This window comes from Synechococcus sp. Cruz-7E5, from assembly GCF_024345995.1.
Classification (GTDB): domain Bacteria; phylum Cyanobacteriota; class Cyanobacteriia; order PCC-6307; family Cyanobiaceae; genus Regnicoccus_A.
Genome location: NZ_JAGQCE010000004.1, coordinates 137,034 through 159,353 on the forward strand (window position 1 = coordinate 137,034; position 22,320 = coordinate 159,353).

The window sequence follows — 22,320 nt, forward strand, 5'->3', positions numbered from 1 at the left end:
CATCACCCCTGCTCTTCCGGAGTTGAGGGAGGAGACTCCCAGCCGGCTGAGGCCTCCAGCCAGCGCTCGATCGGCTCCGGCAGCCCGCAGCGCCGCCGGCTGGTGGCCTCGATGGCCACGTGGTGGGTGAGGCCACGGGCCACTAGGCGGCTGGGGACATCGAGGCACGTGAAGTTGTAGCTCACCTCAAAACTTCCGGACGTGAGCCGTCGTGGTGCGAGGCCGATTGCCAGCGGATCGCCGCACACCAGGGGTGCCAGGAAGTCGGCATGACAATGCACGATCGGAAGAGCCACCTTCGGCGGGCAGGGGTCGTCTGTGTCATGGGTCTCAGGGGTCCGGCCGGGGGTGGGAAAGATCGCAGCGGCTGAAATCCCGAAGGCTTCGAGGCTCTCCTCATAGGCCTCATGGCACCAACGCAGCAGTTGGTGGAAGTGCATCACGCCGGCGGCATCGGTCTCGCCGAAACGCACCCTTCGGTGGAGCAGCAACCACCCGGAGGGATCGATTGGGGCCGTCCCGCTGCCGAGGAGGTCGCTGGTCATGTTGTTGCCGCTCGATTCAATCTTGGCTTGCCTTGAACTTGGGTCTCCCGTTATGTCCTGCCCATATAGATGATCCCACCTCCCCGCCGCGCCTGGTGACCAGGCTGGTGGTGGAGATCGGCATCCCAGCCAGCAAGGATCCGTCCAGGTGATGGTCAGACAGATGATGACAGAAAATGTCGTTTTCCTGTCTTGCTGGTCAAGGCGGCTTTTGAGAGCAATGCTTTGAACACGAGTTGAGTGGCGGCGAGGGCGTCAAGGGGTTCCAGGCGCACAACTCATGCTTTCCCCGGCAGAGGTCGGTCTTCCAGTCCTGCTTTTTGGGTGTTCACTGATGGCACGTTCGATCGTTGATCTATCTGGAGCCCTGTCGGCGGCTTCGGCCGAGCCCCGGTCCAGGGAAGCCAGTCACTCCCTGGGGTATAGGGGGACCCGTCTGATGGCAGGAGCCTTCAACCAGGCCCAGATGGCCATGGCGGAGGCCTACATCAATGGTCTGGAAATTCCTGACTCTCTCTTCCGAGGGATGATCCACGCCTCCATGCCCATCCTGTTTCGCCACTTCCCTGGTCTGTTGGCGCCATACGAATGGGTGCTGGAGGAATCTGATCAGATTGCGGAATCATCCAGGGAGCTGATGGAGATTCAGTATGATCGCCCCCAGGAAATGCTGAACCGAATGCTGGGTGATTGGGAGCCTATCTATCCAAAATACAGCACTGGATACTGGGAGCATGGCGCCAGAGATCTGGAGGAATCGCAACGGCACATGATTGATCAGATGATTGAGCGTCTAGGCATTGTGGATGGAGACAATCTCCTTGATTTTGGTTGTGGGTGGGGCTGCGTTCCCAATTACATCCTTTCAAAGTTCCCCAACCTGCGCTGCACGGGGGTCAACCTGAGCCGGCAGCAATGTGCGTACATGCGTGGGAAGATGAATGATCCTCGTAGTCACCTGAGCTCTGGCAGGTTCACCCTCGTGGAGGGTGACATCAACGAGGTGGTGTTCCCGGAAAAATTCAACAAGATCATCTCGGTTGGCGTGTTCTGCCATGTGGGCAATCTCACCAAGGCCTTCGCCAGGCTGGCTTCCCTGCTGGAGCCCCAGGGGAAGGTCCTGATTCATATCATCACCGTGCGAATCCCGAACAACATGTCGTCGGGCTTCACCCACAAGTATATTTTCCCGCATGGGAGATACTGGAATCATGACGCCGTTCCCGGCCACGATCGCGACCTGAGAACCATTGAAAGATGGTATATGAATGGAACCAACTATCACCAGACTCTCGCTGCCTGGCTGAATCGATTTGATGCCTGCCAGGATGTGGCCAGGCAATTGAACTATGGCATGGGCTATGCAAGATTTCGGCGAATATGGCGCTTTTATCTCCTGTTGCTTGGGACAATCTTCAGCAGCTGTGATGGCGAATTCAATGGCAACGGCCAGTATCTGTTGACCCATGCCTGAGCCCTGCTGAGTCGGTTCTAGGTGTCTGGAAAGACGGCAATGCCGACTCCATAGGTGAGCCCCATCCGTCCAGCCCAGTAGAGCAGCAGCAGCAGCGTCGCCAGGGCCAGGTGGGTGTCCTTCAGCCCCTTGGGCATCAGCCGCCGGGTCCAGAGAGCCTGCGCCGACCACGCCAGCAGGGCGACAGCGGCGATCGGCCCGAAGGCGTGCAGGTCCACCGACTCCGTGAAGCGGCCATGCAGGGCCGCGGCCGTGGACCTGGTCAGGAAGCAGGTGGGGCATGGAAGACCCGTGAGTGCCCGCAGTGGACAACTCAGTCCAGGCAGAGCCGGATGCCAGCCCTTCAGCCAGAGGTAGCCGGTGAGCAGCGCAGGCAAAGCGATGCCGCACCGGCGCAACTGATCGAGCCAGCGGCCTCTCCGACCACGCACCCGCCACTGGCTGCCGCCGGCGTTCAGCGGTCCACCGAACCCATGATCACGTCGATCGAGCCCAGGATCGCCATGATGTCGGCCACCTTGGCCCCGGTGAGGATGTGGGGCAGGATCTGCAGGTTGTTGAAATCAGCGGCTCGGATCTTCCAGCGCCAGGGGGTCACATCGTCGTTGCCCATGATGAACACCCCCAGTTCACCCTTGCCTGATTCCACCCGGGCGTAGAGCTCACCACTGGGAATCTTGAAGGTCGGCGCCACCTTCTTGGCTACATACTGATAATCGAAGCCGTACCACTCGCTCTTCTTGCCTTCGCTCATGCGGCGGGCTTCGAGGTTTTCGGTGGGGCCGCCGGGGATGGCTGTGCAGGCCTGGCGCAGGATCTTCAGCGACTGGCGCATCTCCTCGATCCGCACCCGATAGCGGGCGTAGCAATCACCTTCCTGCTCCGTGGCCACGTCCCACTCGAAGTCGTCGTAACACTCGTACTTGTCAACCTTGCGCAGATCCCACGGGACCCCGGAGGCGCGCAACATCGGACCCGACAGGCTCCAGTTGATCGCCATCTCCCGACTGATCACCCCCAGTCCCTCGATGCGACGCTTGAAGATGGGGTTATTGGTGATCAGCTTCTCATATTCGTCTATCTTCGGGCCGAAGTAATCGCAGAAGTCGAGGCATTTCTCCAGCCAGCCGTAGGGCAGATCAGCCGCCACGCCACCAATGCGGAAATAATTGTTGTTGATCAGCCGCTGACCGGTGGCCGCTTCCCAGAGGTCGTAGATCATCTCCCGCTCGCGGAAGATGTAGAAGAAGGGAGTCTGGGCGCCCACATCCGCGAGAAAAGGACCAAGCCAGAGGAGATGGTTGGCGATGCGGTTCAGCTCCAGCATCAGCACCCGGATGTAGCTGGCGCGTTTCGGCACCTGAATGCTGGCCAGTTTCTCGGGAGCGTTGACCGTGATCGCCTCGTTGAACATCCCGGCCGCGTAGTCCCAGCGGCTCACATAGGGGACGAACATCACGTTCGTACGATTTTCGGCGATCTTCTCCATGCCGCGGTGCAGATAGCCGATCACCGGCTCGCAATCCACCACGTCTTCACCGTCGAGGGTCACCACCAGGCGCAACACCCCGTGCATCGACGGGTGGTGCGGCCCGAAGTTGACCACCATCGGCTCCGTGCGCGTTTCCAGTTGCGTCATGGGCCCGTGGACTCGAAGGCGAACTCGGGGATCTTAGGAAGGAACCCATGCAGCAGACGTTCGACCACCAGCCGGTTCTCGCCGCCGCCGTGGTGGCTGGTTTTGCCGAGATCCAGGGCGAGGGAACCCTGCTTGATGCCACCGTGGGCGGCGGCGGCCACAGCGCCCTGTTGCTCGCCGCCCATCCCGGTCTGCGCCTGATCGGCCTGGATCAGGATCCCTCGGCCCTGGCGGCTGCAGCTGAGCGGCTGGCTCCCTTCGCCGATCGGGTTCGCCTGCTGCCATGCAACTTCGCCGACTACTCCCCGAAGGAGCCCCTGGTGGGGGTGCTGGCTGATCTTGGAGTTAGCAGTCCCCAGCTGGACCGGCCTGAGCGGGGGTTCAGCTTTCGAACGGATGGTCCCCTCGACATGCGCATGAACACCGCCGGCGGTGAGACGGTCGCCGAGCTGATCGACCGGCTGGAGGAAACGGAACTGGCTGATCTCATCTATGCCTACGGCGAAGAGAGGCTGTCTCGGCGGATTGCGCGCCGCATCGTGGAAGCCCGGCCGTGGACCGGCTCCAGTCGCGGCACGGCGGCCCTGGCCTATCTGGTGGCCGGCTGCTATCCCCCCAAGGCCCGCCATGGCCGCATCCATGCCGCCACCCGCACCTTCCAGGCCCTGCGCATCGCCGTGAACGACGAACTCGGGGCGCTGGAGCGCCTGCTTCACAAGGCCCCCGACTGGCTGATGCCGGGAGGCCTGTTCGGGGTGATCAGCTTTCACTCCCTCGAAGACCGGCGGGTGAAGGAGGCGTTTCTGGGCGATGGCCGCCTTGAGCGCCTGACCCGCAAGCCTGTGGTGGCCGTCGATGAAGAACTGGAGCGGAATCCCCGCAGCCGATCGGCAAAGTTCAGGATGGCCCGGCGGCGTTGGACGGATCTCTCGCTGGAGGACCGCTGATGGATCGCGCTGACCTGTTCTGGTGTATCGCCTTCACCATCCAGCTGATGGCGATCCCGGGCACACTGCTGCCCGTGTTGCCTGGGCTCGTCCTGCTGCCGTTGGGGGCGGCGGTCTGGGTCTGGGCCGAGGGCTGGGCGGGCACCTGGCCGGAGTTTCTGCTGGCTGCCCTGATCCTGCTCCTTGGCTGGGGAGCGGATGTACTCGGCGTGACGCTCGGAGCAGCCAGACTGCAGGCCACCCGCTGGGCCTATCTCGGCGCTGGCCTGGGCTTACTGGTGGGTCTGCTGGGGCTGTTGCCGGCGCTGCCGGTGGGGGGACCGCTGCTCGGGGCCCTGCTCGGTCCTTTGCTTGGAGCATCGCTGGGTGAGCTGCTCACGGCCCCCACCTCGCTCGGGCCCCTGGGCTTGCTCCGACTTCGCCGCTCCCTGCTGGTGGGGCTGGCCGTGGTCACCGGGATGCTCGTGAGCCGGGTGGCTCAGTTTCTTCTCGCCCTTCTCGGAGTGCTGGGTTTCGTGCTGCTCAGTCGGGTGCTGCTGCCGGGTTGAGCAGGGTCTAAGCAGGCCTGGCCCAGCGGAGGTAACAGCGGCCGGCATGCAGCAGCACACCCAGGGAAAAGAAGGCTTCAGCAACCTCCTGGTCGCGGGTCACCAGCACAGGGATAGCCACATCGTGCTTGATCAGCGCCACCGGCACGTAGAGGAGGGCCGCAAACAGGAAGTAGCCCAGCAATGTGGAGTGCGGCAGAACCACATCGGCCAGGGAGCGCGGGATTAGGTGTCCTCTTGCCTCCAGGGCACGACGCACAGCCACCAGCAGGGTTGCCCCCACGCACACCGCCGCCGTGATGGTCCAGATCCGGTCCTGAATCAGCGCCAGGTTGTGCAGGTTCGTTTCCTTCTGGGCATTGGCGGTGACGAACAGCTCAGGTGTTTCCCAGTTGAAGATGGTCTGCCCCCAGCTCATCTCCTCGAAGCCGATCAGAAGGTTGACAACGCCCAGGGCGATGAAGAGCGCACCGAGACCCAGCCGTCCCTTGGCCCTGTCCGTCACCCATTCCCCTCTCCCAGTGAGCAGGAAGAGGCATCCGGCGGCAATAAAGAACAGGAACGTCAGCCACTCCACCACGCTCCCTTCCGACACCAGAACCTTGTAGGCCTCCACGTCGCTGACTCCGAGCCTGTAGATGGCAAACAAGGCCATGGCGCCGAAGGGAAACCAGCCCACCACGCGTTCAAGCTGCCTCTGCCCTTTGGGCGTGGCAGTTGCTTCCAGCAGCCCGCGGCCGAGTCGGCGCCAGCCGGCCGTGAGCAGCAGCAGTCCGAGCCCCGCCACCACGGCCTGCACGAACGTGGGTCGACTGCCACCGATACCGGCGATCCTCCCGGCCGCCGAGAGCACCAGGGCCGCGCCAAAGGCTCCCAGCAATCCGTCAATCGTCCCGGCAAGGAAGCGCTCCCGCTGCCGCCGCTGCGTCGTTGTTCCCAATGGCGGCAGGCTCTGTTCCCCTGCAGCCAGTTCGGAGGCACGGATCGAGATGGACCTCGGCAAGGCAAGCCTCCGCAGCGGACTGTCGTTGGTTAAGGATTAACCATGATTCATTCAAGGTTGAGGAAAGGTGGCCTTTAAGGCAAGAATCTTTCATCAGCCCCGCAGCTCGTTCAGGGCCGCCGCCACCACCACCACGGCCTGGTCGATCTCCGCGGCTGTGGTGGTGCGTCCGAGCCCGAACCGGATTGAGGCCGCCGCTTCCGCCGGACTCAACCCCAGGGCGGCCAGCACATGGGAGGGGCTGCCGCTGCTGCAGGCGGAGCCACCGCTCACGGCCAGCTGCCGGCGCAGGGCCCGGTACAGCTGGGTGCCATCCACCCCATCCACCTGAACATTGAGGTTGTGGGCCAGGCGGTGCTCCAGGCTGCCGTTCACCCGCACCCCTCCCAGCTCCAGCAGACCCGCCAGCAGCCGATCTCGCAGCCCGCCCAGGCGCTGCTGCCGTGCCTCCCAGTCGTCGCAGGCCAGCTCTGCCGCCCGCTGCAGCCCCACGATCAGGGGAACCGGCAGAGTTCCCCCTCTCAAGCCCCCTTCCTGGCCGCCGCCATGCTGCTGGGGTGCCAGGACCATCCCCTCAGCGAGCACCAGGGCGCCGATGCCCTTGGGCCCGTAGATCTTGTGCCCACTGAGGCTGAACAGGTCGAGGCCCAGCTCGCCCGGGCTGCAGGGGCGGTTTCCGAAGATCTGGGCTCCATCGCTGTGCAGGGCGATGCCCCGCTCGCGGCAGAGCGCTCCGATCGCGGCGAGGGGTTGCAGCACGCCGATCTCGTTGTTGGCGGCCATCACGCTCACCAGCAGGGTGTCGTCGCGCAGGGCCTCGCTGAACCGGTTCAGGTCCACCAGGCCGTCACGCTGCACCGGCAGCACGGTGAGCTCATAGCCGTGGCTCGCCAGATAGCGCAGGGGTTCCAGCACCGCCCGGTGCTCCGTGGCCAGGGTCAGCAGGTGTCTGCCCCGCTGGCGACGGGCTTCCACAAGCCCTTTGATCGCCAGGTTGTTGGCCTCCGTGGCCCCACTGGTGAACACCACCTGCTCAGCGACCACACCCAGCTGCTGGGCCAGGTTGCTGCGGGCCAGATCCACGGCCGCCGCCGCCTCCAGGCCAGGGCGGTGGGAGCGGCTGGAGGGGTTGGCGAACCGTTCGCTCCAGTAGGGAGCCATCGCCGCCACCACGGCTGGATCACAGGGGGTGGTGGCCTGGTGGTCCAGATAGATGGAGATGGTGGCCATCCCTCCTTCCCATCCCCGCGGAACCGTTCCATGCTGACAACCCAGCCGCCCCGAACCAGCCGATGGCTTCACCCTCGCGATTGCGGCTCCTGGCTGCTGCCCTCTCCGGCCTGGCGACGGCGGTGCTGACCTCCATCCCCTCGGCCGGTGCCCAGAGCGTTTTCTTGCGCCCGGATCAGAACCGCCCCAAGGGGCTGGCCCTGTTACTGGAGCGGGACATCGCCGACGGCAAGCAGGCCCTGGGGGTGTTCGGCATCACCGCCGATCCCGTCCAGCCCCAGGTCTGGCGGATCAAGGTGTGGGAGGAGCTGCCCAACGACGTCAAGGTCCGCTCCGAGACTGTCCAGTGCTCGCCCACGGCGCCGCTACGGGTCACCAACGACGGCCGCAACCTGATCCTGCGGGAACTCAACCCCGGCGGGGTGGTGACGCCGGCCAACCGCATCGATCATCTGGTCTGGTGGGCCACCTGCTTCCCCGAGCAGGCCGGCAAGGACCCCAACAGCCTGCGCAGTCTGGCCCTTCAGCACGGCTACAGCGGTAACCGGGTGGAACGGGAGCAGGTGGTGCCTGCCGGCAACCTCTGACCGCCGCGGGGGCCTGGATAGATTCCTCTCAACGCCAGCCGGTTCATGAGCCAGATCGAGTCCACTACCAGGCCGGAAGAGGAGAACAGCGGCGAGGACACCCCGATCAGCCCACCGGCTCCGGCCCGGCTGTTGTTGGTTGACGATGAACCGGGCCTGCGCACTGCTGTGCAGGCCTACCTGGAGGATGAGGGTTTTGATGTCACCACCGCCAACGACGGCGAGGAGGGCTGGACTGCGGCGCAGGAGCTCATTCCCGACCTGGTGATCACCGACGTGATGATGCCGCGCCTGGATGGTTACGGCCTGCTCAAGCGCCTGAGGGGCGACGAGCGCCTGGGGGGCACACCGGTCATCTTCCTCACCGCCAAGGGCATGACGGCCGACCGGATCGAGGGCTTCCAGGCCGGGGTCGACGACTACATCCCCAAGCCCTTCGACCCGGATGAGCTGGTGGCGCGGGTGCGCAATGTGGTGCGCCGTCAGGAGCGGCTGCTGGCCGAGGCGGCCCGCTATGCCGATGCGGACATCGGCCAGATGGCGAGGCAGATCACCGAGATCCGCTCCCTGCTGCAGCAGACCGGCTCCCACAAGAGCGCCACACCGGCCACCCATTCCTTCACTCCCCGCGAGGCGAGTGTTCTCCAGCTGGTGGCCGAGGGGTTGATGAACAAGGAGATTGCCCGCCGCCTGGAAACCTCGATCCGCAATGTCGAGAAGTACGTGAGCCGCCTGTTCACCAAGACCGGCACCACCAGCCGCACCGAACTGGTGCGCTACGCCCTCGAGAACGGCCTGGTTGACTGAGCCGCTGCCGCCGGGCTGGCTGCCGGCCCGGCTCAACCAGGGCTGGACCTACAGCGAGCGGGTGAACCAGGCTCAGGCGCCGGTTCTGATCAGTGTGTTCCTGGCTGATCGCTACCGCCATTCCGAGGCCTCCCTCTGGAGAGCGCGCCTGCAGGAGGGCGAAATCCTGCTGAATGGCCGTCGGCTCGATGGCGATGGGTTGCTCAGCGCCGGCGATCGGCTCCAGTGGCAACGCCCCCCCTGGCGAGAGGAGGCCGTGCCGGCGAGCTGGCGGCTGATCCACGACGACGGCGATCTCTACGTGATCGACAAGCCCAGCGGCCTGCCCGTGCTCCCCGCCGGTGGATTTCTGGACCACACCGTGTTGCGCTTGCTGGAGCGATCCTTCCCGGGTCACGGGCCTGAAGGGGGCGAGGCGTTTCCGGCACTGCCGCGGCCTGTGCACCGGCTCGGGCGCCACACATCGGGGCTGCTGGTCTGTGCCCGCCGGCCCCAGAGTCGTGCCTGGCTGAGCGCCAGGCTGCGCGAGAGCACCGCCGAGCTCCACCCCCAGGCCCGGCCTGATGTCCACTCCGCTCCCACTGCCGCTGCTTGCCGCAAGGTGTACCGGGCTCTGACCGTGCCGGCCCCGCTGCAGCTGGGCCTGGGTGAGTCCCTGGCGATCACCACCCCGATCGGCCTGCGCCCCCATGCCGTGCTTGGTCAGATATGGGCCGCCGCTGCCGGGCCCGATGACCCTGGAGCCCTGCCCGCCTGGAGCGAATTGCGACTGCTGGAGCGCCGTTCCCAGGGACACCTGGTGGAGGTGACGATCCGCACGGGTCGTCCGCATCAGATCCGCATCCATCTGGCCAGTTTGGGGATTCCTCTGCTGGGCGATCCCCTCTATGGACCGGGGGGGGAGCCCCTGCCCGGAGCCCTGCCGGGCGACGGCGGCTACCGGCTGCATGCCCACCGGCTGCGCCTGCCGCTGCCGGCTGGGGACTGGCTCGATCTGGAGGCCCCGGCGCCTGGGGAACTCTGCTGAGCGCTGCCTCAGCGGGGATGTTGTCGCATCAGCCGTTGCACCTCCCCGGCGTGGTAGCTGCTGCGGGTGAGGGGGCTGCTCACCACCTGCAGGAAGCCCAGCTCTTCCTCGCCGGTGGCTTTGAAGCCAGCGAACTGCCCGGGGGTCACGAAGCGCTGCACCGGCAGATGCCTGGGTCCGGGCGAGAGGTACTGGCCGATGGTCACGATGTCGACCCGGTGGGCCCGCAGGTCCCCAAGCACCGCCACCACCTCGGCGTCGGTTTCCCCAAGCCCCACCATCAATCCCGATTTGGTGTAGGTGCGCGGCCAGCCATTCCGCACCCGCTGCAGCAACTCCAGCGAGCGGCCGTACATCCCCTGGGGTCGTACCTGCCGGTAGAGCCTCGGCACGGTTTCGATGTTGTGGTTCAGCACCTCGGGCGCCCCCTCCATCACCGCGGCCAGGGCCTGCCAGTTGCCGCAGAAATCGGGGATCAGCAGCTCGATGGTGGTGCCGGGTGAGCGGCGACGCACCTCGGCGATGCAGGCCACGAACTGGCTGGCTCCGCCGTCGTCGAGGTCGTCGCGGTTCACCGAGGTGATAACGACGTGTGAGAGGCCCATGCGGGCCACCGCTTCTCCCAGCCGCTCCGGTTCAGTGGGGTCAAGCGCCCTCACGCTCTTGTCGAAGTCGATGTCGCAGTAGGGGCAGGCCCGCGTGCAGCCCGGCCCCATGATCAGGAAGGTGGCGGTTCCACCGGCGAAGCACTCGCCGATGTTCGGACAGCTCGCCTCCTGACAGACCGTGTTCAGCTTCAGGTCCACCAGCAGATCGGCAACCGCACCTATCCGCTCCCGCTGGGGGGCCTTGACGCGTAACCAGTCGGGCTTGAGCAGGGCGTCGGGAGCCATCACTGCCTAATCCTGGAGCCGGGAGTCTAGAAACCCGGCCCGGGGGTGATCCCGTAAACTGCCAGAGGCGGGATGTGGCGCAGCTTGGTAGCGCACTTCGTTCGGGACGAAGGGGCCGCAGGTTCGAATCCTGTCATCCCGATCTCTGAGCTCCGGGCCCGATGGCCGCCCGGAGCCTTTCAGCTGAGTTCGGCGCCCGGGTAGCCCCTGGGTGTCACCATCACCCCGTCCTGCTGGCGAGAAGTGCTGTTGCCCACCAGCACCAGGCTGAGCATGTCCACCTGTTCCAGGGGCAACTCCCCGAGGGTGTGCAGCTGCACACTCTCCTCTGCCCGGCCCAGTTGCCGTGCCAGCACCACCGGAGTGTCGGCGCTGCGCCCCTCGAGCAGCAACTCCCGGGCCCTGCCCAGCTGCCAGTCGCGGCCAAGGGATCGGGGGTTGTAGAGCGCCACCACGAAATCCCCGCTGGCGGCGGCCCGCAGCCGTTTCTCGATCGTCGGCCAGGGGGTGAGCCGGTCGCTCAGGCTGATCGTGCAGAAGTCATGCATCAGGGGCGCGCCGGCCCTGGCCGCGGCCACCTGCAGGGCGGAGAGGCCGGGATGGACCGAGAAGGCAGGCCTGGTCTGGGGTTCATGCTCAAGCCAGAGCTCCAGGGCCAGCCCCGCCATGCCGTAGATGCCACTGTCACCCGACGACACCAGGGCCACGCTCAGTCCGGTATCGGCCAGCTCCAGGGCCAGCCGGCAGCGGTCGCGCTCCTGGGTGAGCTGGCCGTCGCGTCGTAGTTGGTCGGGGCGCCGCAGGGGCTCCAGCAGATCCAGATAGAGGCCATAGCCCACCCAGACCGTGCTCTCGGCCAGGGCGAGGCGAGCTTCGGGGGTGAGCAGGTCGAGCTGTCCTGGACCGCTGCCCACCAGATGGAGTTTCCCCCGCTGCGGGGCCCACTGCCCGGCGGTCAGGGCCACCGCCAGGGTGGCGGCCCCCCGCTCCCCGGGCTGGGCCCGCTCGATGCGCTTCTCCAGCAGCAGCTCCGAGTGTGGGGATGAGGCCAGCAGGGCTGCCGCTTCAGCCACGCTTGCGGTTCCCATTTCCTTCAACACCGCCTGCGATGGGCTGGGCACCTGCACCGCCGCCAGGGCCTCGGCACTGAACAGTCGCAGCGGCCACTGATGGCGCCGGGCCAGTTCCAGCAGGGCCGGCTCATCGCCTTTGCGGTCGATGCTCGCCAGTCCGGCGACGGCGTCCGGGGCCAGTTGGGCGCCATCGAGGGCCTGCTCCAGCAAACGCTCCAGCAGGCTGAGGCTGGTGTCACGCTCGCAGCCGAAGCCCAGCCAGAGGCTGGGTGGATGCCAGCGGCAGCCGGGGCCCAGGCGTGGGCTGATCACCATCTGCTCAGGCGGGTTGTCTGCGGGGAGCTGAAGCAGCGTTGCGGCGGCCTCCAGGCCCTGCCAGTCGGGACAACCGCTCTCCTGCTGCACGGCGATCCGCTCGCCACGGGCCGCGGCTTTCACCAGGCCATCCCAGTCGCCCATGCCCTTCCGCCAGCCCCAGGCCAGCCCGAAGCTGTCAAGGGCCAGGCTGCCGCCGCCACTGCTCGCGCCCGTGAGCACCGCTTCACCCCCCAGCAGGGCGGCCACGCGCTGGCTGAGCTGCTCGGCTCCCGCCCCGTGCCCCCCCAGCAGGGGGATGGCGAAGCGCCCCTGGGGATCCACCACCACCACGGCCGGGTCGTGCTCCTTGCCCTGGAGCAGTGGGGCCACCAGCCGGGTCACCGCCCCGCAGGCTCCCACCACCACAAAGGCCGACGCCCGCTTCCAGTGTTGGCTGAGCAGCTCGGCGGCACCGGCGCCGGGCTCCGCTCGGGCCTCCACCAGCCCGCCCTGATCCAGGCGCTCGAGCACGGGGGCACCGGCCCTGCTCAGGGCCAGTCCCCAGCAGATCAAATCACTCATCCCCCGAACCTGGCACGCAGCCGATCCAGCGACGATGCCGCCGCTTCAGGCAGCATCACAGTCTTTGACACCGGCTCCTCTGATGGCTCTCTCAAAGGAGCTGAGCCAAGCGCTTCGGGCTGGGTCCGCGGTTCGGTTGATTCGGGCGGTGCCAGCAACGCCGCAGGGTCTGGGGAGTCCACCCCCTCCACGGACTCCCCCGACTCGACAGGCTCCGGCATCGCTGGTACCGGCTCCAGTGCGCTCCTGTCTTCACCTGCCTCAGGTTCTGTCGCTGCCTCAGGTTCAGGCGCCGTCTCAGATGCAGTGGCCTCCTCCTCAAGCGGTTGCTCAGTGCTCGCGGTTGTCAATGACCTGGCGGCTTCGTCGCGGTCGGTGGCCATCCCCTCAGCCTGAGGGTCCCGCTCCGTGCTGGGTTTCGATTCCTGCTCAGCGGCCTCGACGGGCTGCGGTGATGGTGTGCTCTCACCTGCGGGCGCGCTCGGCCGCTCGCCCAGCAGACGCTTCAGATCCTCGGCGGAGATGGATGCCGTCTGCCAGGGACGGGGGGCCTCGGGACGCATGACCAGGTCCTGCACCTGGCTGTTGAAGGGTGGATTCAACGGTTCCCCCAGCCCGTCGAGCAGCTCCAGTTGCAGGGGGTTGCTGCCGGAGTTCAGCCCTGTGAGCCAGATCGGCTCCTGCCGGTCCACCTGGAAACTGTCGCCATTGAGGGTCACCCGCAGCCGCCAGTTCGAACCGTCTCCGTCGAGGGGCTGAAGGGGCGCGTCGATCAGCAGCCAGTCGATCAGCACGGGTTCGTGATGAATCAGATCGCTGGGGGTGCTGCTCACCAGCTGGGGGGTTCCCCGCAGAGGCTGGCTGAGGGGGTTGGCGGCCAGGCCGTGGAGGCGGATCTGCACGGCGGCGCCGGGATCCTTCACTGCTTCGCCCCAGGGCCTGGCCGCATAGACAGTCAGGCGGTGGCTGCCTGGGCTGAGCGGCGCCATGGCCACGCTCAGCCGGGTGTCCTTGCTGGTTGGCGCCATGGGGTCTTTGGGGCCCAGTCGCAGGGGTGCGTGGTCATCGAGCTGCACCACTAGGTGGGCGCCAAGGCCCAGGGCGCCTGCATCGGCCAAGGGCCAGTCCTCGAGCGACAGATCCAGCGACCAGGGGGTCATGGGGAGCACGGTGTCGTCGGCTGGAGCCAGGATCTGCAGCCGGGGCTGATGCTCTGCCAGGCGCAGACGCAAGGCCTGGCTGGCCTTGGGTGGGGGGATCTCCCGCAGGCGCCCGGATGGGGCCGGGTGGCTACTTGCGGCTGGCGGCTCCTGGGGCCTGGGCCGCAGGCTCCAGCCTCCGCTCAGCAGCACAGCCAGGCAGAGCAGCACCGCCCCCAGGCCCCGAAGCCCCGCTGCCAACATGCGCATCGCTCCTGATCGAAGTCGGCCCGCGGCCTTGGTGCCGGAACCCAGGCAACAGTTTGCCGAGAGTGCCTCGGGCCCGTAGAAAAATGATGCCGAATGTAGCCCCAGATCCGCTGGGAATTGGATAAAGAAAGCGCGCCATCGCGTCGTCGATGAGTGATAGGGAGCCTGGGTCAGAGCCCTGTTCCAGACAGGGGTGGTGGCGGATTGAACCTTTGTTACTGACCCCCCAAGGGGCCTGAAACTCGCCCTTATACTTCCGCCAGCGGTCCCCTCATCGGGGCCCCAGCTCCAGTGGTGGCAGCGGCTTTCGGTCTTTTCCGGAGCCACTCCGCACTGGTGCCCATGGTTCCAAGGGTCTCGATCCGCGGAACCGTGAGGCCCACCGGCCTGGCCTTTCGGCCCGGTCCGGAGGGGTGGACCTCCACCTCGACTCCGTCCCTCGAGGAACGTCTCGATGACCATCAGCCCACCAGAGCGTGGGAAAACGGCGAAGGCCATGGTTGACCGGAATCCTGTTCCCGTCGACTTCGATGTTCTCGGCAAGCCCGGGCACTTCGATCGCACCCTCGCCAAAGGTCCCAAAACCACCACCTGGGTTTGGAACCTCCACGCCAACGCTCACGATTTCGACAGCCACACGAGCGATCTCGAAGAGGTCTCCCGGAAGATCTTCAGCGCTCACTTCGGCCACTTGGCCGTCATCTTCATCTGGCTGAGCGGCGCCTTCTATCACGGTGCTCGCTTCTCCAACTACACCGGCTGGCTGGCCGACCCCCTGCACGTCAAGCCGAGTGCTCAGGTGGTCTGGCCTATTTTCGGCCAGGAAATTCTCAACGCCGATGTGGGTGCCGGCTTCCATGGCATCCAGATCACCTCAGGTCTCTTCCATGTGTGGAGAGCCTGGGGTTTCACCAGTGAGTTCCAGCTGCTCTGCACGGCCATCGGTGCCCTGGTGATGGCTGGCCTGATGCTGAATGCCGGCGTTTTCCACTATCACAAGGCAGCTCCCAAGCTCGAGTGGTTCCAGAACGTTGAGTCCATGCTCAACCACCACCTTGCTGGCCTTCTGGGCCTGGGCTCCCTGTCCTGGACAGGACACCTGCTGCACGTGTCCCTGCCGACCACCGCCTTGATGGATGCCATCGATGCCGGCAAGCCGCTGGTGCTCGATGGCAAGACCATCGCTTCGGTGGCGGACATCCCCCTGCCCCATGAATTCCTGAACCTGGATCTGCTGACCCAGCTGTACCCAGGATTCGGTGCCGGTCTCTCCGCTTTCTTCACCGGCAACTGGGCCGCCTACAGCGATTTCCTCACCTTCAAGGGTGGGCTGAATCCTGTCACCGGCAGCCTCTGGATGACCGACATCGCCCATCACCATCTGGCGATCGCGGTGCTGTTCATCGTGGCCGGCCACCAGTACCGCACCAACTGGGGCATCGGTCACAGCATCAAGGAAATTCTTGAAGGACAGAAGGGAGATCCCCTGCTGTTCCCGGCTCCGAAGGGTCACGATGGCCTGTTCGAGTTCATGACCACTTCCTGGCATGCCCAGTTGGCCGTGAACCTGGCGCTGCTCGGTTCGTTGACCATCATCGTGGCGCATCACATGTATGCGATGCCGCCCTATCCCTACATCGGGATCGATTACCCAACGCAGGTGTCGCTGTTCACCCACCACATGTGGATCGGTGGCTTCATCATCGTTGGCGCCGGTGCCCATGCGGCCATTGCGCTCATCCGCGATTACGACCCAGCCCTGCACGTGGACAACGTGCTGGATCGGGTACTCAAAGCCCGTGATGCTCTGATCAGCCACCTCAACTGGGTGTGCATTTTTCTGGGCTTCCACAGCTTCGGGCTATACATCCACAACGACACCATGCGTGCCCTGGGGCGTCCCCAGGACATGTTCAGCGACTCCGCAATTCAGTTGCAGCCCGTCTTCGCTCAGTGGATTCAGGGTCTGCACGCCGCTGCTGCCGGCACCACCGCTCCAAATGCGTTGGCCGGTGTCAGTGAGGTGTTCAATGGCGCCGTCGTCGCCGTTGGCGGCAAGGTCGCTGCCGGTCCGATCCCCCTAGGAACGGCCGACTTCATGGTCCACCACATTCACGCCTTCACGATCCACGTCACCGTGCTGATCCTGCTGAAGGGTGTTCTCTACAGCCGCAGCTCCAGGCTTGTGCCCGACAAGGCGAACCTGGGCTTCCGCTTCCCCTGCGACGGCCCCGGCCGTGGCGGTACCTGCCAGGTTTCGGCTTGGGACCACGTGTTCCTTGGCCTCTTCTGGATGTACAACTCCATCTCGATTGTGATCTTCCACTTCAGCTGGAAGATGCAGAGCGATGTGTGGGGAACCGTGAATGCGGACGGCAGCGTCCAGCACATCACGAATGGGAACTTTGCGCAGAGCGCCATCACCATTAATGGCTGGCTGCGTGATTTCCTCTGGGCTCAGGCCGCGCAGGTGATCAACAGCTACGGCTCGTCCTCCAGTGCTTATGGCCTGATGTTCCTTGGTGCCCACTTCGTCTGGGCCTTCAGCCTGATGTTCCTGTTCAGCGGCCGCGGCTACTGGCAGGAGCTGATTGAGTCCATCGTCTGGGCTCACAACAAGCTGAAAGTGGCTCCGGCCATCCAGCCCCGTGCGCTGAGCATCACCCAGGGCCGTGCCGTAGGCGTTGCCCACTATCTCCTGGGCGGTATCGCCACCACCTGGGCCTTCTTCCTGTCCCGACTCATCGCGGTCGGCTGACCTCACACCTGACCTTTCCCAATGGCAACGAAATTTCCTTCGTTCAGCCAGGGTCTGGCACAGGACCCGACAACCCGCCGTATTTGGTACGGCATCGCCACGGCTCACGACTTCGAGAGCCACGACGGGATGACGGAGGAGAAGCTTTACCAAAAGCTCTTCTCCACCCATTTCGGTCATCTGGCGATCATCGGCCTCTGGGTTTCGGGCAACCTGTTCCATATCGCCTGGCAGGGCAACTTTGAGCAGTGGGTCGCCGATCCGCTGCATGTCCGTCCCATCGCACATGCGATCTGGGATCCCCACTTCGGCCAGGGGGCCATCACCGCCTTCACCCAGGCGGGAGCAACCTCCCCGGTGAACATCGCTTATTCAGGTCTGTACCACTGGTGGTACACGATCGGAATGAAGACCAACGCCGAGCTGTACCAGGGTTCCATCTTCATGATGATCCTGTCGGCCTGGGCCCTCTTCGCCGGCTGGCTCCACCTTCAGCCCAAGTTCCGGCCTTCACTGGCATGGTTCAAGAACGCTGAATCCCGCCTCAACCATCACCTCGCCGTCCTCTTCGGCTTCAGTTCAATCGCCTGGACCGGTCACCTGGTTCACGTGGCCATCCCTGAAGCCCGTGGCCAGCACGTTGGTTGGGACAACTTCCTGAATGTCCTGCCCCATCCCGCCGGTCTGGCTCCGTTCTTCACCGGCAACTGGGGCGTTTACGCCGAAAATCCCGACACCCTTAACCAGGTGTTCGGCACCTCCGAAGGCTCCGGTACAGCGATCCTCACCTTCCTGGGCGGCTTCCACCCCCAGACCGAGGCGCTCTGGCTCACCGACATCGCCCATCACCACCTGGCGATTGGCTGCATCTTCGTGATTGCCGGCCACATGTACCGGACCAACTTCGGGATCGGTCACTCGATCCGGGAGATTCTGGAGGCTCACAACCCCCCTAAGGGAACTCCTTTCGGAGGTGCGCTCGGTGCAGGCCACAAGGGTCTCTACGACACGATCAACAACTCCCTGCACTTCCAGCTGGGTCTGGCCCTGGCCAGCCTGGGAGTGATCACCAGCCTGGTTGCGCAGCACATGTATGCGCTGCCGTCCTATGCGTTCATCGCAAAGGACTACACAACACAAGCTGCGCTCTACACCCACCACCAGTACATCGCCATCTTCCTGATGTGCGGTGCCTTCGCTCATGGTGCGATCTTCTTCATCCGTGACTACGACCCCGAAGCCAACAAGAACAATGTTCTGGCTCGGATGCTCGAGCACAAAGAAGCGATCATCAGCCACCTGAGCTGGGTGTCCCTGTTCCTCGGCTTCCACACCCTTGGCCTTTACGTCCACAACGATGTGGTCGTTGCCTTTGGTACTCCCGAGAAGCAGATCCTGATCGAGCCTGTCTTTGCCCAGTTCGTGCAAGCGGCGAGTGGTAAGGCCATCTACGGCTTCGACGTGCTGCTCTCCAACCCGACGAGTGCCGCCAGCCTGGCTTCGGCCAATATCCCTGGCGATCACTTCTGGCTGGATGCCATCAATGGCAACACCGATGTGTTCCTGCAGATCGGCCCTGGTGACTTCCTTGTTCACCACGCCATTGCCCTCGGACTGCACACCACCACCTTGATCCTGGTGAAGGGTGCCCTTGATGCCCGGGGTTCCAAGCTGATGCCCGACAAAAAGGACTTCGGCTACTCCTTCCCCTGTGATGGCCCCGGACGTGGTGGCACCTGTGACATCTCGGCCTGGGATGCCTTCTACCTGTCAGTGTTCTGGGCCCTGAACACTGTTGGTTGGGTCACCTTCTACTGGCATTGGAAGCACCTCGCCATCTGGCAGGGCAACGTGGCCCAGTTCAATGAATCCAGTACCTATCTCATGGGCTGGTTCCGCGACTACCTCTGGCTGAACAGCTCCCAGCTGATCAACGGTTACAACCCGTTCGGTTCGAACAACCTTGCCGTCTGGGCCTGGATGTTCCTGTTCGGTCACCTGGTTTGGGCTACCGGTTTCATGTTCCTCATCTCCTGGCGCGGTTATTGGCAGGAGCTGATTGAAACCATCGTCTGGGCTCACCAGCGCACCCCGCTTGCCAACCTGGTTGGCTGGCGCGACAAGCCGGTGGCTCTGTCGATCGTTCAGGCCCGTGTAGTTGGTCTGGCTCACTTCACAGTGGGATACATCCTCACTTACGGCGCCTTCCTGATCGCCTCCACTTCAGGCAAGTTCGGCTGATCCAAGCGATCAGTCACCCCGAGGGACGCACCTCCAACAACCAACCCTCGGGGAATATCTCCGAGGGTTTTTTCATGACCTTTTTGCCTGGGGCCACCAGCGACGGCCTTCCAGCAGTTTCACCTCCAGGTACACCACAGGCACCACGAACAGCGTCAGTCCGGTTGATACCAGCAACCCGAAGAACACCACCGTGCCGATGCTGATCCGGCTGGCTGCCCCCGCTCCGGTGGCCAGCAGCAGCGGCAGGAATCCGGCCAGGGACGAGAGTGCTGTGAGCAGAATCGGGCGAAGGCGACTGATGGCAGCCTCTTCCACGGCCTCCCGTAAGCCCAGACCTTCCTTAAGGCGCTGGTTGGCGAACTCAACGATCAGGATGCCGTTTTTGGCGGCCAGGCTCACCAGAACGAGCATGCCCACCTGGGCATAGATATCAAGAAAGAGCCCACGGCCGGCCAGGCCCAGCAGGGCGCCGAGCAGGGCCATCGGCACCGTGATCAAGATGATCAGTGGATCGAGAAAGCTCTCATAGAGGCCGGCCAGAACCAAGTAAACCACCGCCATCCCAAGGACGAACAGTTGCCAGGTGCGCCCTCCCGCCTGACGCTCCTCCTTGGCCAGCCCCACCCATTCCAGGGCGATCACTGGATTGGCCAGTTCTTGCTTCACCTCCTCCAACCGTTCGATCGCCTTGCCTGTGCTGAGTCCCGCTTTGGGCAGTGCCTGGATGGTGATCGAGCGTGCCAGGCGGCTGTGGTTGATCACCGTCGGCCCACTGTCCTGCTCAAGGGTCATCAGTTCGCGGAGAGGAACCAGGTTCCCTTCCCGGCTGCGCACCTGAAGCGAAAGCACATCTGCGGCTGTGCGCCGGAAGGCCCCATCCAGTTGCACGATCACCCGCCTCACCCGTTCGCCTTCGAAGGTGTCGTTGACATAGCTGCTGCCGAAGCTGGCACCGAGGGTGCTCACCACCGTGTCGAGGTCCACCCCCAGTGACGCCATGCGCAGCCGGTCGGGCTTCAGACGCAGTTGCGGTGAATCGGCACTGAAGCGAGTGCCCACCCTCTCAAAGTCCCCCGTGGCGTTGGCGGCGGCGATGAATTCGCGGGTGGCTTGCTCGAACTCGCTCAGGCTGAGTCGTCCGCCGCTGAGATCGAGCAGCTCCAGTTCCAGTCCCCCCTCACTGCTGAAGCCCCTCACGACCGGTGGAACGCTGACCTGCACGGTGGCCTCGCTGACGGAGCTGCGCATCCGTTTGGAGAGTCGTTCGGCAACAGCTTCACTGCTGTCCTCAGCACGGGAGCCGCGCTCCTGAAGCGGCAGCAGGCGCAAAAAGAAGATGCCCCGGTTCGGGGCACTGTCGCCAAAGGAGCGGCCTGCGTAGAAGTTGCCAACCCGCACCAGGGGCTCGTTCGCCACCTGCTCCCGGACCTGCTCCATCACCGCTTCGGTGCGCTGGATCGAGGCCCCCCCAGGCAACACCACCACGCCGCGAATCTGACTGTCGTCTTCCTGGGGAATGAAGGCTGTGGGCAGTTGCCCCAGGCCCCAGCCCGCCAGGATTAGGCTGCCCAGCAAGCCAAGCAGGATGCTCCGCCGCCAGCGAAAACTGCGATCCAGGGCACGGCCGTAGTCCTCTCCGAGCCGGTGGATCCAGCGCTGGGGCCGATCCAGCAGCCGGCGCATCCAGTGTGGTTCCGTCCAGCCATGCTGCAGGAGCCAGCTGGAGGCCACCGGCGTGAAGGTGAGCGCATTGATGGTGGAGAAAAGGATCGTGGCGCTGATCGTGATTGCGATCGGCTGGTAGAGGCGGCCCACACTGCCGGGCATCGCCAGCACCGGCAGAAACACCACCACCAGCACCAGGGAAGTGGCGATCACGGCACTGCCCAGCTCCTGCATGGCGTTACGGGCGGCCTGCCAGGGGGGTTCCCCCTGCTCGAGCCTGCGGCCGATGTCTTCGCTTACCACGATGGCGTCATCCACCACCAGGCCTGTGGCCAGCACCATGCCGAACAGGCTGAGGGTGTTGATCGAACTGTCCGTCAGCCGCAGGATCGTGAAGCTGCCCACCAGGGCCACGGGCACCGCGACGGCAGTGATCGCCGCCAGGCGACTGTTGCCAAGCGCCAGCAGCAGCACAAGCAGCACCAGCAGCACTGCGTCGCGCAGGCTGACCCAGGTGAGCTGGATGCTCTCGCGCACACTGTCGGCCACATCGACGATGCGCTGCAGCTCCACCCCCGGCGGGAAATCGGGCTCCAGGCGGCTCAGCGCTGAGTTGACAGCCTCGCTCACCTCGAGGGCGTTGCTGCCGTCGCGCTGGAAGATCAGCACGGCCAAGGTGGGTTGTCCTGCCAGGTTCATGGCGGTGCTCTCGAAACTCTCGTCATCGAGCACGACCCGCCCCACGTCCTTGAGCTGGACCACACCGCCGTTGCTGGCCCGGCTCACCACCAGACCCTCCAGTTCGGCGGGGGTGCGCAGCCGACCCTCCATCTCAAGGGGCAGGGTGATCTCCTGACCGGTTGGGCTGGGGGCATCGCCCACCTGGCCCAGAGCGGCGAGAACGTTCTGCTCCTCCAACGCATCTTCGATGTCGGCGATGGTGAGGCTTCGCTGCTCAAGGGCCACCGGATCCAGCCAGACCCGGAACGCCAGTTCACTGCCGCCGGCAACGGCCACGTTGCCGACCCCGGGCACCCGCTGCAGCTCATCCCTGAGGCGCTGGTCAAGCCAGCCGCTGAGGAAGGCGTCGCTGTACATCCACTTCGGAGTGCTGAAGCTGATCACCATCAGCAGGTCGTCGGAGCTGCGGCGCACCTGCACGCCCAGGCGGGCCACCTCCGGCGGCAGTCTGCGGTTCACCAGAACGGCTTCGTTCTGGGCATTGATCTGGTTGAGCTCGGGATTGCCTCCCTCAAAGGTGAGGGTGATCGAGCTGCCGTTGGCGGAACTGGTGGAGCGGATGCTCTCCAGCCGATCCAGCCCGTTCAGCTGCCGCTCCAGCGGAGTGGTGACCCCCTGCTCCACCGCCAGGGCCCCGCCCCCGGGATAGGTGGCGCGAACGTTCACCCGCACAGGCGCGATCGGGGGCAGGTTTTCCACCTGCAGGCCCGGCAGGCTCAGCAGGCCGGCCATCACGATCAGCAGGCTCACCACCAGGGTGAGCACAGGCCGACGCAGGAATGGATCGGAGACTGACATCGAAACGGCTGCTCAGGGCACGCCGCAAGAGTCTGCCTGCCCTGCCCCACTGG

At 64.9% G+C, this 22,320-nt stretch carries 17 protein-coding genes and 1 tRNA gene; 9 read left to right on the plus strand and 9 right to left on the minus strand.

What is annotated here, in order from left to right; translation table 11 throughout:
* Positions 1-2 precede the first annotated feature (2 nt).
* Positions 3-509, minus strand: coding sequence for a thioesterase family protein (locus KBY77_RS06960; RefSeq protein WP_255102908.1), 507 nt, complete (start codon positions 507-509; stop codon positions 3-5).
* A gap of 475 nt (positions 510-984) precedes the next feature.
* Between KBY77_RS06960 and KBY77_RS06965 the strand changes: the two genes are divergently transcribed.
* Positions 985-2,019 (plus strand): cyclopropane-fatty-acyl-phospholipid synthase family protein, encoded by a 1,035-nt coding sequence (locus tag KBY77_RS06965; protein WP_255102833.1) that lies wholly within the window; start codon positions 985-987, stop codon positions 2,017-2,019.
* A 17-nt stretch (positions 2,020-2,036) separates the two neighbouring features.
* Here KBY77_RS06965 and KBY77_RS06970 read toward each other — a convergent pair whose 3' ends face one another.
* Together KBY77_RS06970 and KBY77_RS06975 are read right to left on the minus strand one after the other, a co-directional pair.
* A complete protein-coding gene (locus tag KBY77_RS06970) occupies positions 2,037-2,450 on the minus strand; it encodes a DUF2752 domain-containing protein (RefSeq protein ID WP_255102834.1) in 414 nt (137 codons plus the stop codon).
* 23 nt (positions 2,451-2,473) lie between these two features.
* Positions 2,474-3,658, minus strand: a complete 1,185-nt coding sequence (locus KBY77_RS06975; protein ID WP_255102835.1) for an NAD(P)H-quinone oxidoreductase subunit H — start codon at positions 3,656-3,658, stop codon at positions 2,474-2,476.
* Between the two features lie 47 nt (positions 3,659-3,705).
* On the opposite strand from KBY77_RS06975, the gene rsmH reads away from it, so the two are divergent.
* Together rsmH and KBY77_RS06985 are read left to right on the plus strand one after the other, a co-directional pair.
* Complete coding sequence (gene rsmH, locus KBY77_RS06980; RefSeq protein WP_255102836.1) at positions 3,706-4,605, plus strand: 16S rRNA (cytosine(1402)-N(4))-methyltransferase RsmH; 900 nt, start codon at positions 3,706-3,708, stop codon at positions 4,603-4,605.
* Positions 4,605-5,153 carry a DUF456 family protein gene (locus KBY77_RS06985; RefSeq protein WP_255102837.1) on the plus strand — a complete coding sequence of 183 codons (549 nt, stop codon included), beginning with the start codon at positions 4,605-4,607 and terminating at the stop codon, positions 5,151-5,153. Before rsmH ends, KBY77_RS06985 begins: the two co-directional genes overlap by 1 nt.
* A gap of 7 nt (positions 5,154-5,160) precedes the next feature.
* Here KBY77_RS06985 and KBY77_RS06990 read toward each other — a convergent pair whose 3' ends face one another.
* Positions 5,161-6,156: a hypothetical protein gene (locus KBY77_RS06990; protein WP_255102838.1), complete on the minus strand. Its 996-nt coding sequence runs from the start codon at positions 6,154-6,156 to the stop codon at positions 5,161-5,163.
* A gap of 93 nt (positions 6,157-6,249) precedes the next feature.
* The gene (locus KBY77_RS06995) at positions 6,250-7,386 is read right to left on the minus strand and encodes a cysteine desulfurase family protein (protein WP_255102839.1); all 1,137 of its coding nucleotides are present in this window, start codon (positions 7,384-7,386) and stop codon (positions 6,250-6,252) included.
* 62 nt (positions 7,387-7,448) lie between these two features.
* On the opposite strand from KBY77_RS06995, the gene KBY77_RS07000 reads away from it, so the two are divergent.
* From KBY77_RS07000 to KBY77_RS07010, 3 genes are read left to right on the plus strand one after another with little or no spacing between them, the layout of a single operon-like run.
* The gene (locus KBY77_RS07000; protein WP_255102840.1) at positions 7,449-7,973 is read left to right on the plus strand and encodes a hypothetical protein; all 525 of its coding nucleotides are present in this window, start codon (positions 7,449-7,451) and stop codon (positions 7,971-7,973) included.
* Positions 7,974-8,018: 45 nt separating this feature from the next.
* Positions 8,019-8,780, plus strand: a complete 762-nt coding sequence (locus KBY77_RS07005) for a response regulator transcription factor (protein ID WP_255102841.1) — start codon at positions 8,019-8,021, stop codon at positions 8,778-8,780.
* On the plus strand, positions 8,773-9,807 hold the full coding sequence (locus tag KBY77_RS07010) for a pseudouridine synthase (RefSeq protein WP_255102842.1): 1,035 nt from the start codon (positions 8,773-8,775) through the stop codon (positions 9,805-9,807). Before KBY77_RS07005 ends, KBY77_RS07010 begins: the two co-directional genes overlap by 8 nt.
* 8 nt (positions 9,808-9,815) lie before the next feature.
* Here KBY77_RS07010 and lipA read toward each other — a convergent pair whose 3' ends face one another.
* Positions 9,816-10,685: a lipoyl synthase gene (gene lipA, locus KBY77_RS07015; RefSeq protein WP_255102909.1), complete on the minus strand. Its 870-nt coding sequence runs from the start codon at positions 10,683-10,685 to the stop codon at positions 9,816-9,818.
* Positions 10,686-10,768: 83 nt separating this feature from the next.
* Between lipA and KBY77_RS07020 the strand changes: the two genes are divergently transcribed.
* Positions 10,769-10,842: transfer RNA gene (locus KBY77_RS07020), tRNA-Pro, on the plus strand.
* 37 nt (positions 10,843-10,879) lie between these two features.
* On the opposite strand, the gene cobJ is transcribed toward KBY77_RS07020, so the two are convergent.
* Both cobJ and KBY77_RS07030 read right to left on the minus strand, forming a co-directional pair.
* Positions 10,880-12,652, minus strand: a complete 1,773-nt coding sequence (cobJ, locus tag KBY77_RS07025; protein WP_255102843.1) for a precorrin-3B C(17)-methyltransferase — start codon at positions 12,650-12,652, stop codon at positions 10,880-10,882.
* The gene (locus tag KBY77_RS07030) at positions 12,649-14,061 is read right to left on the minus strand and encodes a hypothetical protein (protein WP_255102844.1); all 1,413 of its coding nucleotides are present in this window, start codon (positions 14,059-14,061) and stop codon (positions 12,649-12,651) included. The genes cobJ and KBY77_RS07030 overlap by 4 nt, the downstream gene beginning before the upstream one ends.
* 454 nt (positions 14,062-14,515) lie before the next feature.
* On the opposite strand from KBY77_RS07030, the gene psaA reads away from it, so the two are divergent.
* Positions 14,516-16,819 carry a photosystem I core protein PsaA gene (gene psaA, locus KBY77_RS07035; protein WP_094555130.1) on the plus strand — a complete coding sequence of 768 codons (2,304 nt, stop codon included), beginning with the start codon at positions 14,516-14,518 and terminating at the stop codon, positions 16,817-16,819.
* Positions 16,820-16,840: 21 nt separating this feature from the next.
* The gene (gene psaB / locus KBY77_RS07040) at positions 16,841-19,060 is read left to right on the plus strand and encodes a photosystem I core protein PsaB (RefSeq protein ID WP_255092241.1); all 2,220 of its coding nucleotides are present in this window, start codon (positions 16,841-16,843) and stop codon (positions 19,058-19,060) included.
* A 72-nt stretch (positions 19,061-19,132) separates the two neighbouring features.
* Here psaB and KBY77_RS07045 read toward each other — a convergent pair whose 3' ends face one another.
* Positions 19,133-22,267, minus strand: a complete 3,135-nt coding sequence (locus tag KBY77_RS07045; protein ID WP_255102845.1) for an efflux RND transporter permease subunit — start codon at positions 22,265-22,267, stop codon at positions 19,133-19,135.
* Positions 22,268-22,320: the final 53 nt, after the last annotated feature.

What these genes read in the sequence shown, in the direction of transcription:
- KBY77_RS07045 (WP_255102845.1), bottom strand. Translation starts at nt 22,267, where the DNA reads ATGTCAGTCTCCGATCCATTCCTGCGTCGGCCTGTGCTCACCCTGGTG.
- KBY77_RS06995 (WP_255102839.1), bottom strand. Translation starts at nt 7,386, where the DNA reads ATGGCCACCATCTCCATCTATCTGGACCACCAGGCCACCACCCCCTGT.
- cobJ (WP_255102843.1), bottom strand. Translation starts at nt 12,652, where the DNA reads ATGAGTGATTTGATCTGCTGGGGACTGGCCCTGAGCAGGGCCGGTGCC.
- psaA (WP_094555130.1), top strand. Translation starts at nt 14,516, where the DNA reads ATGACCATCAGCCCACCAGAGCGTGGGAAAACGGCGAAGGCCATGGTT.
- KBY77_RS06985 (WP_255102837.1), top strand. Translation starts at nt 4,605, where the DNA reads ATGGATCGCGCTGACCTGTTCTGGTGTATCGCCTTCACCATCCAGCTG.
- KBY77_RS06965 (WP_255102833.1), top strand. Translation starts at nt 985, where the DNA reads ATGGCAGGAGCCTTCAACCAGGCCCAGATGGCCATGGCGGAGGCCTAC.
- KBY77_RS07005 (WP_255102841.1), top strand. Translation starts at nt 8,019, where the DNA reads ATGAGCCAGATCGAGTCCACTACCAGGCCGGAAGAGGAGAACAGCGGC.
- KBY77_RS07030 (WP_255102844.1), bottom strand. Translation starts at nt 14,061, where the DNA reads ATGCGCATGTTGGCAGCGGGGCTTCGGGGCCTGGGGGCGGTGCTGCTC.
- psaB (WP_255092241.1), top strand. Translation starts at nt 16,841, where the DNA reads ATGGCAACGAAATTTCCTTCGTTCAGCCAGGGTCTGGCACAGGACCCG.
- rsmH (WP_255102836.1), top strand. Translation starts at nt 3,706, where the DNA reads ATGCAGCAGACGTTCGACCACCAGCCGGTTCTCGCCGCCGCCGTGGTG.
- KBY77_RS06975 (WP_255102835.1), bottom strand. Translation starts at nt 3,658, where the DNA reads ATGACGCAACTGGAAACGCGCACGGAGCCGATGGTGGTCAACTTCGGG.
- KBY77_RS07000 (WP_255102840.1), top strand. Translation starts at nt 7,449, where the DNA reads ATGGCTTCACCCTCGCGATTGCGGCTCCTGGCTGCTGCCCTCTCCGGC.